The organism is Aurantiacibacter hainanensis (assembly GCF_036321025.1).
GTDB lineage: Bacteria > Pseudomonadota > Alphaproteobacteria > Sphingomonadales > Sphingomonadaceae > Alteraurantiacibacter > Alteraurantiacibacter hainanensis.
In genome coordinates this window covers 1,248,651-1,262,178 of record NZ_JAZAPB010000002.1, presented here as the reverse complement: position 1 = coordinate 1,262,178, position 13,528 = coordinate 1,248,651, and the positions used below count along the sequence as shown (strand labels likewise).

At 65.6% G+C, this 13,528-nt stretch carries 18 protein-coding genes and 1 tRNA gene; 6 read left to right on the top strand and 13 right to left on the bottom strand.

Annotated features, from left to right (window positions below):
* Positions 1-9 precede the first annotated feature (9 nt).
* The 12 genes from trmD to AAA989_RS13440 form a co-directional block, all read right to left on the bottom strand.
* Positions 10-735: a tRNA (guanosine(37)-N1)-methyltransferase TrmD gene (gene trmD / locus AAA989_RS13495; protein WP_338244409.1), complete on the bottom strand. Its 726-nt coding sequence runs from the start codon at positions 733-735 to the stop codon at positions 10-12.
* Positions 732-1,100: a hypothetical protein gene (locus AAA989_RS13490; protein ID WP_338244407.1), complete on the bottom strand. Its 369-nt coding sequence runs from the start codon at positions 1,098-1,100 to the stop codon at positions 732-734. Before AAA989_RS13490 ends, trmD begins: the two co-directional genes overlap by 4 nt.
* 16 nt (positions 1,101-1,116) lie before the next feature.
* The gene (locus AAA989_RS13485) at positions 1,117-1,437 is read right to left on the bottom strand and encodes a hypothetical protein (RefSeq protein ID WP_338244405.1); all 321 of its coding nucleotides are present in this window, start codon (positions 1,435-1,437) and stop codon (positions 1,117-1,119) included.
* 50 nt (positions 1,438-1,487) lie between these two features.
* Positions 1,488-2,309 (bottom strand): TIGR04222 domain-containing membrane protein, encoded by an 822-nt coding sequence (locus AAA989_RS13480; RefSeq protein ID WP_338244403.1) that lies wholly within the window; start codon positions 2,307-2,309, stop codon positions 1,488-1,490.
* A gap of 4 nt (positions 2,310-2,313) precedes the next feature.
* Entirely contained in the window at positions 2,314-2,895 is a 582-nt protein-coding gene (locus tag AAA989_RS13475; protein WP_338244401.1) for a glycine-rich domain-containing protein, read from the bottom strand.
* 12 nt (positions 2,896-2,907) lie between these two features.
* A complete protein-coding gene (locus AAA989_RS13470; protein WP_338244399.1) occupies positions 2,908-3,642 on the bottom strand; it encodes a DUF5818 domain-containing protein in 735 nt (244 codons plus the stop codon).
* 35 nt (positions 3,643-3,677) lie between these two features.
* Positions 3,678-4,031, bottom strand: coding sequence for a hypothetical protein (locus AAA989_RS13465; protein ID WP_338244398.1), 354 nt, complete (start codon positions 4,029-4,031; stop codon positions 3,678-3,680).
* A gap of 71 nt (positions 4,032-4,102) precedes the next feature.
* Positions 4,103-4,600 carry a ribosome maturation factor RimM gene (gene rimM / locus AAA989_RS13460; protein WP_338244395.1) on the bottom strand — a complete coding sequence of 166 codons (498 nt, stop codon included), beginning with the start codon at positions 4,598-4,600 and terminating at the stop codon, positions 4,103-4,105.
* A 24-nt stretch (positions 4,601-4,624) separates the two neighbouring features.
* Positions 4,625-5,173 (bottom strand): 30S ribosomal protein S16, encoded by a 549-nt coding sequence (gene rpsP / locus AAA989_RS13455; protein ID WP_338244393.1) that lies wholly within the window; start codon positions 5,171-5,173, stop codon positions 4,625-4,627.
* Between the two features lie 36 nt (positions 5,174-5,209).
* Positions 5,210-6,682 (bottom strand): signal recognition particle protein, encoded by a 1,473-nt coding sequence (gene ffh / locus AAA989_RS13450; RefSeq protein ID WP_338244391.1) that lies wholly within the window; start codon positions 6,680-6,682, stop codon positions 5,210-5,212.
* Between the two features lie 140 nt (positions 6,683-6,822).
* Positions 6,823-6,898 (bottom strand) — tRNA-Ala (locus tag AAA989_RS13445).
* 98 nt (positions 6,899-6,996) lie between these two features.
* Positions 6,997-7,317: a TIGR02300 family protein gene (locus tag AAA989_RS13440; protein WP_338244389.1), complete on the bottom strand. Its 321-nt coding sequence runs from the start codon at positions 7,315-7,317 to the stop codon at positions 6,997-6,999.
* Between the two features lie 144 nt (positions 7,318-7,461).
* Here AAA989_RS13440 and aroA point away from each other — a divergent pair, with 144 nt between their 5' ends.
* Genes aroA through AAA989_RS13415 form a run of 5 tightly spaced genes read left to right on the top strand, consistent with a single transcriptional unit; the run spans position 7,462 to position 10,803 of the window.
* Positions 7,462-8,805, top strand: a complete 1,344-nt coding sequence (gene aroA, locus AAA989_RS13435) for a 3-phosphoshikimate 1-carboxyvinyltransferase (RefSeq protein WP_338245545.1) — start codon at positions 7,462-7,464, stop codon at positions 8,803-8,805.
* Positions 8,806-8,832: 27 nt separating this feature from the next.
* Positions 8,833-9,282 carry a DUF411 domain-containing protein gene (locus tag AAA989_RS13430; protein WP_434781448.1) on the top strand — a complete coding sequence of 150 codons (450 nt, stop codon included), beginning with the start codon at positions 8,833-8,835 and terminating at the stop codon, positions 9,280-9,282.
* On the top strand, positions 9,282-9,560 hold the full coding sequence (locus AAA989_RS13425; protein ID WP_338244387.1) for a CBU_0592 family membrane protein: 279 nt from the start codon (positions 9,282-9,284) through the stop codon (positions 9,558-9,560). Before AAA989_RS13430 ends, AAA989_RS13425 begins: the two co-directional genes overlap by 1 nt.
* A complete protein-coding gene (gene cmk, locus AAA989_RS13420) occupies positions 9,557-10,192 on the top strand; it encodes a (d)CMP kinase (RefSeq protein WP_338244384.1) in 636 nt (211 codons plus the stop codon). Before AAA989_RS13425 ends, cmk begins: the two co-directional genes overlap by 4 nt.
* Complete coding sequence (locus AAA989_RS13415) at positions 10,189-10,803, top strand: DUF2238 domain-containing protein (RefSeq protein ID WP_338244382.1); 615 nt, start codon at positions 10,189-10,191, stop codon at positions 10,801-10,803. The genes cmk and AAA989_RS13415 overlap by 4 nt, the downstream gene beginning before the upstream one ends.
* 37 nt (positions 10,804-10,840) lie before the next feature.
* On the opposite strand, the gene AAA989_RS13410 is transcribed toward AAA989_RS13415, so the two are convergent.
* The gene (locus AAA989_RS13410; RefSeq protein ID WP_338244381.1) at positions 10,841-11,341 is read right to left on the bottom strand and encodes an Mpo1 family 2-hydroxy fatty acid dioxygenase; all 501 of its coding nucleotides are present in this window, start codon (positions 11,339-11,341) and stop codon (positions 10,841-10,843) included.
* Between the two features lie 466 nt (positions 11,342-11,807).
* Here AAA989_RS13410 and rpsA point away from each other — a divergent pair, with 466 nt between their 5' ends.
* Positions 11,808-13,511, top strand: a complete 1,704-nt coding sequence (gene rpsA / locus AAA989_RS13405; protein ID WP_338244379.1) for a 30S ribosomal protein S1 — start codon at positions 11,808-11,810, stop codon at positions 13,509-13,511.
* Positions 13,512-13,528: the final 17 nt, after the last annotated feature.

Here is a 13,528-nt window from a genome sequence, read left to right as displayed (position 1 = left end):
TCGTTCCTTTTAGTCATCGCGCTGCTCGCCAGAGGCAGACTGGCCCGGAGCCCCACCGTGGCGCTCCCAAAGGTCCGGCCTGCGTAACCGTGTATCGTGTTCGCTGCGTTGCTTTCGCCACGCCGCGATCTTCGCATGATCCCCCGATCGCAGCACTTCAGGGATCGTGCGCCCTTCCCATTCATAAGGTCGGGTGTATTGCGGGTATTCGAGCAAACCGTCCTCGAACGATTCCTCTGTCCCGCTAGAAGCCGCGCCCATTACTCCGGGAAGCAGCCGAATGCAAGCATCGAGTATGGCCAGGGCGGCAGGTTCTCCGCCCGACAGGACGATGTCGCCCAGGCTGACCTGCTCGATCTGCGGTCGTGCTTCGAACAGGCGCTCGTCGAACCCCTCGAAACGGCCGCACAGGAGTGTGACGCCCGGCCCGGCGGCAATCTCGCGGATGCGGGCCTGGGTGATTGGCGTGCCGCGCGGAGTCATGGCAAGCACCGGGCGGGCATCGGCCACGCTGTCCACGGCCGCCGCCAGCACATCGGCCTTCAGCACCATGCCCGCGCCGCCGCCCGCAGGCGTATCATCCACCGTGCGGTGCCTGTCGCCGGCGAAGTCGCGGATCTGCACCGGTTCGCACGACCAGTCCCCCCGCTCCAGCGCACGGCCTGCGAGGCTCACGCCCAGCGGTCCGGGAAACATGTCCGGGTAGAGGGTGAGGATGGTCGCGGCGAAAGTCATTCGAACGCGCTCGTATCACGAACTTCGGCCCGGTGCTGCCGTCGACGCAGGACGAGGGCCAGCAGCCATACGACCGGCCAGGCCAGCAATGTCGAAAGCCCCAGGCCGACCCAGAAGAAGGAATCGCCTGCCAGTGCGATAATGTCCGGGGACAGGCCCAGGGCGGCAAAGAGGAAGGCCGCGAATATCAGGCATGCCGAAATCAAGCTGGCGAGCAGTGATTGCACGGCGGCCGAGCCGATCCTGCGGCGACGCGCGAACAGCGCGAGAAGAAGGCAGGCGACGGGAACCATGATCGCCGCCGGGATCAGGTTTTCCCAGGCGGCGAAGAATTCGACGATGAAATAGACAAGGGACATCGGCATTACGCTAATCGGGCGGTCACTCCGCTCGCCCTTTCGCCCGGCTGCGCGCGTAGGCATCGCCCAAAAGGCCGACCCCGAAGCCGGTCACACCCGTCAGCACGCCGATGACGTAGAAAGCCATCGCCCAGATCGGACCGGTGCAAGGCTCCTGCTGGCAGGTCATGTCCTGCGTCAGCGTGATCCACAGCGCGTAGGCGAAGGGCGGCAGGCAGACGGGCAGCGCGGCCAGCGCGGCGTTCTTCATGTTGCGCGATTCCGGGCGGAAATGCGCCAGCGCGAAGCCGATGGGAAACGGCACCACGATCACGATGACGAAAATGACGAGCGCGTCGAACATGAAGCTCGGTTAGGCCGGACGAGGCGGCAAGGCAATCTTGGAGCGTGCGGCTATCCGCCGCAGCCGCCGCAACCGCCCCCACCGCAACCGCCGCCCCCGTCTCCGTCACCGCCGCCATCGGCATAGCCGCCACCGCCCTGCTGGCGCATGGCGTGAAGCGATTCGAAGGGCGTGCCCACCAGGACGGCGGTGCCGAACAGGCCGACGGCCATGCCCGTTTCCGCGCGGGTGGGCGCACTGCGCAGGCGGGAGGAATGGTCCTGCGCCTCCGCCAGGGCCTCGTCGCCCGCTTGCGTGCGCGGATTGAACTTCGCCAGTCGAACAAAGCCCAGCACTGTCACGGCGATCAGCATCAGGGTGAGGTAGCCCACCGGCTCTCCCTGAGCAGCGCCTGCTTGCAGCCGGAACGTGCCGATCACCAGCAGTACGGCGTAGGGCAGCACCGGCAGCAAACGGAACTTCAGCCGCTCGTCCGGGGCGATCAACAGCCCCCGGGCGGCAAGGTCCCGGTCGATGTCGCGGGCGTGGGCGTCCAGCGCCTTGCGCGCGTCGGACCAGCGGAAATCGCCGGGCACGCGCAGGACGGCTCGCTCCGCCTCGGTCTCCGGCTGGGGATGGGTGGACTTTATGATTGTCTTCTTCCGGGTGCGAAGGTCTCCGCGGGCGAACAGGTTGGCCAGCACGCTTTCTCCGAAGCGGGTGCGCCCTCCGGCCAGGTACGCGAGCTTTTCCGCATCGTTGACCTGTGACAGGCGTCCCTCGGGCCGCAGCGCGCCGGGTATCCAGAACCCCGCCACCACCGCCGCCGCGATCAGGAAGCCGAAGAACCAGAGGAAGTCGCCACCCGAATAGCTGGAAAAGCCGATTTCCATACCCCTACCCTCCCCACATCAGGCCCAGCGCAATGCCGATGCCCAGCGTCACCACCAGGGCGAAGAACAGACGGACGATGCCGCCTGCGTCCTTCAGGAACATAACCTGCGAAGGGCGAATCCGGAAGGCGCGGGGATGATCGCCGAACCGTTCGACCGGGGGCGACCAGATATCGGCCGGCGGCGCCTCGCCGAATGTCTCCTGATAGCTTTTCATGGTGAGCGCATACTGCTCGTAATAGCGGTCGCGCTCGTCGCGGCCGCCGGCCGTGGGGCCGTGATGGAGCGATGTGCCCAGCACCTCGGGGCAGAAGCGCTGCCAGTAGTCGCGGCTGTAGGTAAGATGCAGGTGCCAGGCCTGGTCCACCTGGTCCGATGGCGTGACCTCGTGCCCCGCCGTCACCGCCAGGAAACAGAAACGGTAGTATTCGTGGATCACCCGCTGCGCATAGCCGGGCGTCCAGCGGTTTTCCCGCGCCAGCCGGTTGCGGAAGGAGAGGACCGCGGTTTCCGGGCCGATGCGATAGGTGAACAGGCGCGCACGCAGCGCGTCCAGCTCAGCCTTGCGCGAAAGCTCCCGGTCCATGGGGCATGAATATCACCCGCACTTTACGAAAACCACTCCGTCGCCCTCGATCGTCGCACCGCCGACGTCGACGGGATCGTAGCGGGCATCGGTGGCGGGGCGCAGCACGGCCAGGCCGTCCGGCCCGCGGCTCTCGATAGGCATGTCCGGCAGGGGTTCGTCCCAGTCGATCACCGGATACCGGCCCACCGCGACACGGCCCGTTTCGGGCGTGCCGTTCACGCTGGTCTCGATGACGAGCCCACCGGTAGGTGTGGAACTGATCTGGAAATCCGGACGGTCGCAGTCGGCATCCACGCCCTTGGCGACCCAGCTTCCCAGAACGTATTGCGCGGTGACGGCAATGCCGCCGGCGCGGGCCGGATCGCGATCGCGGGCAGGCGGCTGCATGGGGGCGATGCTATCGGGTATTATCGTGCCTTCGCCTTCCATGCAGAAGCTGGCATCGGCCTGCTCGCCGACGATCTCTACATAGTCTCCGGCGGTCACATTGGCGTCAGGCGCATTGAAGGCCCATCGCTCTCCATCGGGCGTCACCAGCACCATGCATTCGGTGCCCTGCTCGATGCGGCCTTCCCGCGCTATCGTGGTGGCATCGCCCGCGGGACGGGTGCCGGCAGCGGGGTCGGTATCGGAACCGGTGTCGGTCTGGGGTGGCGGTGAGCCGGTCTGGTCCCCTCCGCCCGAACAGGCGGCCAGCAACAGCATGGGGACAACGGCAGCGGAGCTGGCGAAAATATTCCTCATGGGAAATCAACACTGCGCGCGGCAAGAGTTCCCGATCAGCCCTCGATCAGTTCGGGCTCGTCAGATTCAAGCTCGGGCGTGTCGGTCCTGCCGCGACCCAGCCTGGTGGTAGCCCACCACGCGGGCGGAAGGCAGCAGACTGACAGGATCACGAAGCTGAGCATGACCAGCGCCAGCACGCTGAGGTAGAAATCATCGTCGGCGACCTCGGCTTCCAGGAAGAAGCCGCCGAAGATCAGGCTCACGGGAAGGAACGCCGCAAGACCCGAGGCCCACAGGATGCGCGCCCTCTCTGCAATGCGCGGCATCAGCAGGTGCAGGCCCAACGCCAGGCCGGCGGACATTCCGGCGATAAGCCCGATGGCCAGCAGTACCCAGAGAACCCACATGCTTTCAATCCTTCTGCCTCGCGTCCCGCAGGTGTATTAACGTGATAGCACGCCTGCCGCAAGACGCGGCGTCACTGATCGGCGAAGTCCTGGGTGACGGTAAGTGTCTCGGCGTCCCAGCCGGGTACGGCTTCCACGCGCATGGGGACCATGAAAGTCTTGCCGTTCGCGCGCCTGATCTCGATCACGTCGCCCGCGCCGAAATTCTCCACCGCGATCACTTCGCCCAGCTCTTCGCCGGTGGTGGACACGGCGGCCAGGCCGATCAGGTCGGCGTGGTAGTATTCGCCCTCTTCCAGAGGAGGCAGGGCGGAGCGCGGCACGGTCAGCACGGTTCCGCGCAGCGCCTCTGCCGCGGTGCGATCCGGCACTTCCGCGAAGCGGGCGACGGCGCCGCCCTTGTTGTCGTCGCGGATCTTCTTCAGCGTCAGCGCGCCGTCATTGAAGGACTTGTGGCCCTTCAGAGTTTCGAACCCCTCGCCGAACAGCTTCAGACGCACTTCGCCCGCCACGCCGTGCGCGCCGGTAACGGCGGCCAGCGTGACGGGGCGTGAAGCATTATCGGACACGAGGTGCGAATTCCCCGAGAAAGATCAGCCTTCCGACTTTTCTTCTTCGGCCTTTTCTTCGCCAGCATCCTCGGCAGCGGCTTCCTCGGCAGGAGCCTCTTCCTTGGCTTCCTCGGCGCTTTCCGCGGCTTCGGCAGCAGTGCCTTCCTCGGCGGCAGCTTCCTCGGCGGGCGCTTCCTCTTCAGCAGGGGCTTCGGCAGCTTCGGCCTTGGCGGCTTCTTCGGCTTCCTTGCGCTCGGCTTCCTTGGCCGCCTTTTCCTCGGCGCGTTCCTTGGCGTTCGCGCCAGGTTCGCCCTTCTGCGGGTTGTTGCGCGCCTCACGCTCGCGGATGCCCGCGGCGTCGAGGAAACGGGCCACGCGGTCGCTCGGCTGTGCGCCGACGCCCAGCCAGTAACGCACGCGGTCCTCGTCGAACTTCACGCGGTTGTCGTCGTCCTTGGGGAGCATCGGGTTGTAGGTGCCCAGCTGCTCCAGATACTTGCCGTCACGGGCACGACGGCTGTCGGCCGCCACGATGCGATAGTACGGACGCTTCTTGGCGCCGCCGCGCGAGAGACGAAGGGAGATTGACATTGTAACTTACCTTTCCAGTCCAAATCTTTGAAAAAACTATTTCTTCTTGAGAAAATCCTGCATTTCGGGGGGCAGCTGGCCGCCGGGAAGGCCCGGCATCCCGCCGCCCGGCAATCCGGGGGCACCGCTGGGCGAACCGCCCATTCCGCCACCGCCGCCGCCGAACAGCGCGGCAAGACCCTTCATGCCGCCCATCTTCTTCAGCTGCTTCATGGCGCGGCCCATTTCCTGGTGCATCTTCAGGATCTTGTTGACCTCCTGCACCGAGGTGCCGCTGCCCGCCGCCACGCGCTTCTTGCGCTTGGCGTTGAGCAATCCGGGGTTGGCGCGTTCCTTCTTGGTCATGGAGCCGATGATGGCATCCATGTGCACCAGCACCTTGTCGTCCATGTTGGCGTTCGCCATGGCGGCCTTGGCCTTCTTCATGCCCGGCATCATTCCTGCCAGCATGCCCAGCCCGCCCATGTTCTGCATCTGCTGCAGCTGCTTGCGAAGGTCGTTCAGGTCGAACTTGCCCTTCATCATGCGGTTGGCCAGTTCCTCGGCCTCTTCCGCTTTGATGCTCTCGGCAGCCTTTTCCACCAGCGAAACGACGTCGCCCATGCCAAGGATGCGGTCGGCAACGCGCGCCGGGTGGAAGCGCTCGATCGCGTCGAGCTTCTCACCGGTACCGGCGAACTTGATCGGCTTGCCCGTTACGGCGCGCATCGAAAGCGCCGCGCCGCCGCGGGCATCGCCGTCCATGCGGGTGAGGACGACGCCGGTCAGCGGCACTTCCTCGGTAAAGCTCCTGGCGACGTTCACCGCGTCCTGACCGGTCAGGCTGTCCACCACCAGCAGCACTTCGGCGGGATTGGATACGCCCGCGACGGCCTTCATCTCGGCCATCAGCGCCTCGTCCACGTGCAGGCGGCCCGCGGTATCCAGCATCAGCACGTCGACATTCTGCAACCGCGCCGCTTCCAGCGCGCGCCTGGCAATGTCCACCGGCTGCTGGCCCGGCACGATCGGCAGGGTGGCGACGCCCGCCTGCTCGCCCAGCACGGCCAGCTGTTCCTGCGCCGCCGGACGATTGACGTCGAGCGAGGCCATCAGCGGCTTCTTGCCCTGCTTATCCTTCAGCAGCTTGGCGATCTTGGCGGTGCTGGTGGTCTTGCCCGAGCCTTGCAGGCCGACCATCATCACGACGGCGGGCGGCTTGACGTCGAGGTTGATCGGCACGGCCTCGCCGGCGCCTTCTTCCTCGCCGCCCAGCATGGTGATCAGCTCGTCGTTGACGATCTTGATGACCTGCTGGCCGGGGGTGACCGACTTCAGCACTTCCCGGCCGATGGCGCGTTCGGTGACGCGGGAAATGAAATCGCGCGCGACGGGCAGCGCCACGTCGGCTTCCAGCAGGGCGACGCGAACTTCGCGCATGGCATCGCGCACGTCCTGTTCGCCCAGCGCCCCGCGACCGCGCAGACGGTCGAAGACGGAATTCAGGCGATCGGACAGCGTATCGAACATGCGCTACTCAGCTCCATTACGACCCATTCGGGCCAAACGCGAAAAACGCCGGCGGACGAGAACTCGTCGGCCAGCGTAGGTCCGAAGACCCGCTCAACAATGCACCCAGCCTGGTGGCGGGGCGGTATTTCCGTTTTCGATGGTGGAGCCTAGCGGGATCGAACCGCTGACCTCAACACTGCCAGTGTTGCGCTCTCCCAGCTGAGCTAAGGCCCCTAATCCATCGATGCCCGGCATCCTATCAGATGCCGTTTCCGACCGCCAGTGCGGCCGGGAGGCAGCCCTTTATTGCGGGGCCGCCTCCAGTGCAACCCCTAATTATCGTCCTCCTCGTCGTCGTCCGCCGTCTGCACGCCGAGGTCGTCGTCTCCGCCCAGGTCGACATCGTTGTCGGGCGAATCGTCGTCTTCGTCGATATCTTCCAGATCGTCGTCGGCGAGATCGGAATCCGATTCCTTCTTCTCGTCCTTCTTCTCTTCCTCGAACGGGATCGGCTGCTTGGACTTGAGCACCGGCTCGGGCGTCCATTCGTTGCCGCATTCGATGCAGGTGACCGGGTCTTCCTTGCCCAGGTCGTAGAAGCGTTCACCGCATTTGGGGCAGGTTCGCTTGGAGCCCCATTCTGGCTTGACCATGTGTATGTCCTTAACTCGTCCGGGAGTTTCCGGGAAATTCGTGTGCTGTCCGCCGGCTGTGCGGAATCGCAAGCGGGCGCGCCTTGCCATAGGGGCATGCCGCTGTCAAAGCGCCTGCTTGAACGAGACCAGATAGGCACCCGCTTGAGCCATTCCAACCCGCCCTCTTCCAGACGGTTTTTCGCAACCGGGCCGCTGACCGGCCGGATTCGCGTGCCCGGCGACAAATCCATCAGCCACCGCTCCATCATGCTGGGCGCGCTGGCAGTGGGCGAAACGCGCGTGACAGGCCTGCTGGAAGGCGAGGACGTGCTGGCTACCGCCGCCGCCATGCGTGCGATGGGCTCGCAGGTGGAGCGCGGGGAGGACGGCACCTGGCGCATTCACGGCGTGGGCGTAGGCTCGCTGCTGCAGCCGGGCGGCGCGCTCGACATGGGCAATTCGGGCACGTCGACGAGGCTGCTGATGGGCCTTGTCGCCAGCCACCCGATCACCGTCATGTTCACCGGCGATGCCAGCCTTTCGAAGCGACCGATGGGACGGGTGATCGATCCGCTTTCGCAGATGGGCGCATCCTTCGAGGCATCGCCGGGCGGCACCCTGCCCCTCATGCTGCGCGGCATCTCGCCCGCCGTTCCGATTACCTACCGACTGCCCGTCGCCAGCGCGCAGGTAAAAAGCGCGGTGCTGCTGGCCGGACTGAACACCGCCGGGACGACCACGGTGATAGAGCCCGTGCCGACGCGCGACCATTCCGAGCGGATGCTGCGCGGCTTCGGCGCGAAGCTCGAGGTGGGCGAGGAGAACGGCGAGCGCGTGATCGCCATCCATGGAGAGGCGGACCTGAAGCCGCAGGACATCACCGTGCCGGGCGATCCATCCTCCGCCGCCTTCTTCGCCGTGGCCGCGCTGCTGGTGGAAGGCAGCGATCTCGTGATCGAGAACGTCGGCCTCAACCCCACCCGCGCCGCGCTTTTCGACGTGCTGCGAGACATGGGCGGACACATCGAGGAGCTGGACCGCCGCGAAGTAGGCGGAGAACCCGTGGCGGACCTGCGCGTGCGCCATTCCGCGCTGACGGGCGTGGAGGTCGACCCCGCCGTCGTTCCGGCGATGGTGGACGAATTCCCGGTCCTGTTCGTTGCCGCCGCGCTGGCGCAGGGCACCACGACGACGAGCGGGCTGGAGGAACTGCGCGTGAAGGAATCCGATCGCATTGCGGCCATGGCCGCCGCGCTCCAGCTGGCCGGGGCGCGCGTGGAACAACGCGCCGATGGCCTGGTTATCGAGGGGACTGGCGGCGAACCCCTGCGCGGCACGCCCGGCGGCGCACAGGTCACCACGCATCTCGACCACCGCATCGCCATGAGCATGGCCGTGGCAGGCCTTGCCAGCACCGATGGCGTGACCGTTGACGATACCGGGCCCATCGCCACGAGTTTCCCGAACTTTACGGACTTGCTCGAACAGATCGGCGCCCCCACCTAAACCGTGCAATTCAATCGGAGATCGACCGTGTCCAACAGCTTCCGCCGTCTTGTCGCACCTGCCCTGCTGGCCCTTGCCGCCTGCTCCAGCGCCGCCCAGGCCGCGACCTACACCATGTTCAAGGACCCGAACTGCGGGTGCTGCGATCACTGGGCCGACCACGTGCGCGAAGGGATGGAAGCCGAAGTCGCCGTCTCCCAGAGCACCGACATGGGCGCGGTGAAGGACGAGCACGGCGTGCCCGCCCAGCTTCGATCCTGCCATACGATGATCGTCGATGGCTACGTGATCGAGGGCCACGTTCCCGCCGCCGATATCGCGCGCCTGCTGGAAGAGCGCCCCGAAGGCGTGCGCGGCCTTGCCGTCCCGGGAATGCCGGTCGGTTCGCCGGGGATGGAAATGGGCGATCGCACCCAGCCCTACCAGGTGGTTGCCTTCGGCGATGCGGGAATGTCCGTCTTCGCCAGCTACGAGTGATGGGTACCGACCTCGATATTTACAGCTATATCGGCTTCGTCGGCACGGCCTGCATCATCGGGGCCTATTTCTACCTGACCGCTGCGGACAGGCCCAACCCGTTCATCCTGCACGGAACGAACCTCGCCGGCGCGGCATTGCTGACCATATCGCTGCTGGTCCACACCAACTGGCCCAGCCTGGTGCTGGAAGGCTTCTGGGCGGCCATCGCGCTGTGGGGCCTGAGCAAGGCTCTGAAGGGCCGCAGACGCACCGAGGAAGGAGCGCGCGAAGGATGATCATCGCCGTCGACGGACCCACCGCCAGTGGCAAGGGCACCATCGCCCGCGCGCTGGCGAAGCATTTCGGACTGCCGCACCTCGATACCGGACTGCTCTACCGCGCGGTGGGCTGGCAGGTGAAGCTGAACGGCGGCGATCCGGATGACGAGGACGATGCCGTGATCGCCACCGGTTTCCACGACAGCCTGCTCGACAATCCCGAACTGCGCAGCGAGGCCGTGGGCGGGCTTGCCAGCCGCGTCTCCATCCACCCCGGCGTGCGCGAGGCGCTGTTCGAGCGGCAGCGCGCCTTTGCCACCCAGCCGGGCGGCGCAGTGCTGGACGGGCGCGACATCGGCACCGTCATCGCCCCCGAGGCCGACGTGAAACTGTTCATCACCGCCAGCACCCCCGCCCGCGCGGAACGGCGTTTCCGCGAACTGCGCGACGCCGGGCGCGAGGTTGAACTGGAAGAGATTCTCGCCGCGCTGGAACGCCGGGACGAGCGCGACAAGAACCGCAAGGACGCGCCGCTGAGCGTGGCCGACGATGCCTTCGTCATCGACACCACCGAATTCGACAAGGAAGAAAGCATCGCGGTGGCCATCGGTGCCGTCGAGGAAGCGACCGGGCACCCGCCCCGCCCGTGAGCCGGGAGAGCGCCCTCACCGTGTTGACGGCGCTGTGGCTAACCATGCTGGTATGGTCGGGCTGGCAGCCCTTCGACCGCGCGACATGGCTGATGAAAGTGGCCCCGGTGCTGATCGCCCTGCCGGTGCTGTGGCTGACGCGAAACGTCTTCCCGCTGACCCCGCTCGCCCTCGTCCTGATCGGGTTCCACGGGTTCGTGCTGATGCTGGGCGGTGCCTACACCTACGCCCGCGTGCCGGTCGGCTTTACCGTGCAGGACATGCTGGATCTCGCGCGCAATCCCTACGACCGGTTCGGCCACCTGATGCAGGGTTTCGTGCCCGCCATCGTCTTTCGCGAACTGCTGCTGCGGCTTTCCCCGCTGCGACCGGGCTGGCTGCTTACCGTGCTGCTGCTCGCCTGCTGCCTTGCCGTCAGCGCCACCTACGAACTGATCGAATTCGGCGCGGCCATGGCGCTCGGCCAAGGCGCGGAGGAATTCCTCGGCACGCAGGGCGACGTATGGGATACGCAGTGGGACATGCTGATGTGCCTGATCGGCGCGGCGCTGGCCCTGCTGCTGCTGTCGCGCTGGCACGATCGACAGCTGGCAGGGATTTCCCGGGCCTAGCCCTCGGCGGTCGTTGCCTCGGCCCTCTGCGATGGCGTCAGTGCGTTGTCTCAACCTCCCGCTTCAGCCCTTCCATCAGGCCCAGCGCGAACAGACCTTCGACCACTAGGAACAGCGGGCCGACCAGGAAACTGCGCAGGTCATCGACGAAAGCCGGTTTGCGGCCCTCGAACTTGTGACCCACCAGCTGGAATATCCAGCCGACCACGAACAGGCCGATTCCCCCGCCGAGCCAGGCCGCGTGAGAAACCCAGGCAATCGCGTGGCCCGCGGCGGTAAACGCCGCCAGAAGAACGGTCATCACAACGCCCATGCCGAGATTCAGACGAAGATAGAAAGCGGCCGCCAGCGTCGCGGCAATCATCGCGGGCGTCACGACCAGATTACCGATGCCTTCTATATCGATGCCCAGGGCGGGTCGCGCCAGCAGCGTGGTGATGGCGAGAACTATCATCGGAATGCCCACCACGTGCGTCAGCACGTTGCGGTGATCGTGATGATACTCACGGTATTTCGAAAGCTGCTTCGCCATGGTCATCCAACTTTCCTACACCCGATCAGGGAAGTGAAAAAGTCCTGGTGATGACGTCCGCCGATCTCCCGCGCTGCAATCCGCCTCGCCCTGTGCGGCGGCAGGGGGTGATTTCGCCTTCAGGACAGTGTTCCATGTGTTCCATATTAGCCGCCGGGCGCGGGGTACGCGGAGTCGCTTTCACCTTGCCAAACCGCCCGTTTTCGCCTAGGCGCCCGGCCGTTCGACAGACAGATCACATGTCTGCGAGCGCGACAACCTGCATGGTCGGCTTTCCACCGGGGCGCAACGACGTCCATGCCGGCAGCGTTTCGTGCCCGCCTCTCATGCTGTCTGAAGAACGCCTGCGTCGGCAATCGGCCCCGCAGGCATGTCGGCCCTTTGGCCCGTCCTTCGCAATTCCGCGAATGGCGGAGAAAAGACCCCCGGAACAACCGGGTGGCCGGAAAAACGTGAACTAGGAACTGCAAACATGGCAACATCTGCCAACCCCAGCCGCGACGATTTCGCGGCTCTTCTTGACGAACAGCTCGGCGGTGCCGAGGGCGGCTTCGAAGGCCGTGTCGTCAAGGGCACCGTCACCGGCATCGAAAACGGCATGGCGATCATCGACGTCGGCCTGAAGAGCGAAGGCCGCGTGAACCTCAAGGAATTTGCTCGCGGTGAAGACGAGCACGGCCTCAGCGTCGGCAGCGAAGTGGAAGTCTTCGTCGACCGCGTCGAGAACGCCGACGGCGAAGCCATGCTGTCGCGTGATCGTGCCCGCCGCGAAGCCGCGTGGGACAAGCTGGAAAGCGAGTTCGGCGAAGGCAAGCGCGTCGAAGGCCGCATCTTCGGCCGCGTGAAGGGCGGCTTCACCGTCGACCTCGACGGCGCCGTGGCCTTCCTGCCCGGCAGCCAGGTGGACATCCGCCCCGTGCGCGACGTCACCCCGCTGATGGACGTGCCGCAGCCCTTCCAGATCCTCAAGATGGACCGTCGTCGCGGCAACATCGTCGTCTCGCGTCGTGCCGTGCTGGAAGAAACCCGCGCCGAACAGCGCAGCGAACTGATCGACAAGCTGGCCGAAGGCGAGATCACCGATGGCGTGGTGAAGAACATCACCGACTACGGTGCCTTCGTCGACCTGGGCGGCATCGACGGCCTGCTGCACGTGACCGACATGAGCTACAAGCGCGTCAACCACCCCAGCGAAGTGATCGAGATCGGCCAGACCGTGACCGTGCAGATCATCCGCATCAATGCCGATACGCAGCGCATCTCGCTGGGCATGAAGCAGCTGGAAAGCGATCCGTGGGAAGGCGTCGGCGCCAAGTACCCGGTGGGTGCGAAGGTCACCGGCCAGGTCACCAACATCACCGAATACGGCGCCTTCGTGGAACTGGAGCCGGGCATCGAAGGCCTGGTCCACGTTTCCGAAATGAGCTGGACCAAGAAGAACGTCCATCCGGGCAAGATCGTCTCCACCTCGCAGGAAGTGGAAGTGATGGTTCTGGAAGTGGATTCGGAAAAGCGTCGCATTTCGCTCGGCCTCAAGCAGGCCCAGCGCAATCCGTGGGAAGAGTTCGCCGAAGCCCACCCGATCGGCTCCACCGTTTCGGGCGAAGTCAAGAACGCCACCGAGTTCGGCCTGTTCATCGGCCTGCCCGGCGACGTGGACGGCATGGTCCACATGTCGGACATCGCCTGGGGCATCTCGGGCGAGGACGCCCTGGCCCTGCACCGCAAGGGCGAGGAAGTCGAAGCCGTGGTTCTCGACGTCGATGTCGACAAGGAGCGCATCTCGCTCGGCATGAAGCAGCTTGAAAAGGGTGCTCCCACCGAAGCGGGTGCCCAGGGCACGCTGCGTCGCGGCGAAGTCGTCACCGTCACCGTGCTCGAAGTCCGCGATGGCGGCCTCGAAGTTCAGGTGGGCGACGATGGCGCGACCGGCTTCATCAAGCGTTCGGACTTGGGCCGCGACCGTGACGAACAGCGTCCGGATCGCTTCCAGACCGGCCAGAAGGTGGATGCCATGGTCACCGGCTTCGACCGTTCGAAGAAGCCCAACTTCTCGATCAAGGCGCACCAGATCGCCGAAGAGAAGGAAGCCGTGGCACAGTTCGGCTCGGCCGACTCCGGCGCCTCGCTCGGCGACATCCTGGGCGAAGCCCTGAAGAAGGACGAAAAGAAGTAGGATCTCGTCCTGCTGAC

Bases quoted from the DNA above. Each gene is read 5' to 3' on its own strand.
- AAA989_RS13425 (WP_338244387.1), top strand. From the start codon at position 9,282: ATGGGTACCGACCTCGATATTTACAGCTATATCGGCTTCGTCGGCACG.
- rpsA (WP_338244379.1), top strand. From the start codon at position 11,808: ATGGCAACATCTGCCAACCCCAGCCGCGACGATTTCGCGGCTCTTCTT.
- AAA989_RS13475 (WP_338244401.1), bottom strand. From the start codon at position 2,895: ATGGACCGGGAGCTTTCGCGCAAGGCTGAGCTGGACGCGCTGCGTGCG.
- rpsP (WP_338244393.1), bottom strand. From the start codon at position 5,173: ATGTCAATCTCCCTTCGTCTCTCGCGCGGCGGCGCCAAGAAGCGTCCG.
- ffh (WP_338244391.1), bottom strand. From the start codon at position 6,682: ATGTTCGATACGCTGTCCGATCGCCTGAATTCCGTCTTCGACCGTCTG.
- trmD (WP_338244409.1), bottom strand. From the start codon at position 735: ATGACTTTCGCCGCGACCATCCTCACCCTCTACCCGGACATGTTTCCC.
- AAA989_RS13410 (WP_338244381.1), bottom strand. From the start codon at position 11,341: ATGACCATGGCGAAGCAGCTTTCGAAATACCGTGAGTATCATCACGAT.
- AAA989_RS13480 (WP_338244403.1), bottom strand. From the start codon at position 2,309: ATGGAAATCGGCTTTTCCAGCTATTCGGGTGGCGACTTCCTCTGGTTC.
- AAA989_RS13490 (WP_338244407.1), bottom strand. From the start codon at position 1,100: ATGCCGATGTCCCTTGTCTATTTCATCGTCGAATTCTTCGCCGCCTGG.
- AAA989_RS13465 (WP_338244398.1), bottom strand. From the start codon at position 4,031: ATGTGGGTTCTCTGGGTACTGCTGGCCATCGGGCTTATCGCCGGAATG.
- AAA989_RS13470 (WP_338244399.1), bottom strand. From the start codon at position 3,642: ATGAGGAATATTTTCGCCAGCTCCGCTGCCGTTGTCCCCATGCTGTTG.
- AAA989_RS13440 (WP_338244389.1), bottom strand. From the start codon at position 7,317: ATGGTCAAGCCAGAATGGGGCTCCAAGCGAACCTGCCCCAAATGCGGT.
- cmk (WP_338244384.1), top strand. From the start codon at position 9,557: ATGATCATCGCCGTCGACGGACCCACCGCCAGTGGCAAGGGCACCATC.
- AAA989_RS13485 (WP_338244405.1), bottom strand. From the start codon at position 1,437: ATGTTCGACGCGCTCGTCATTTTCGTCATCGTGATCGTGGTGCCGTTT.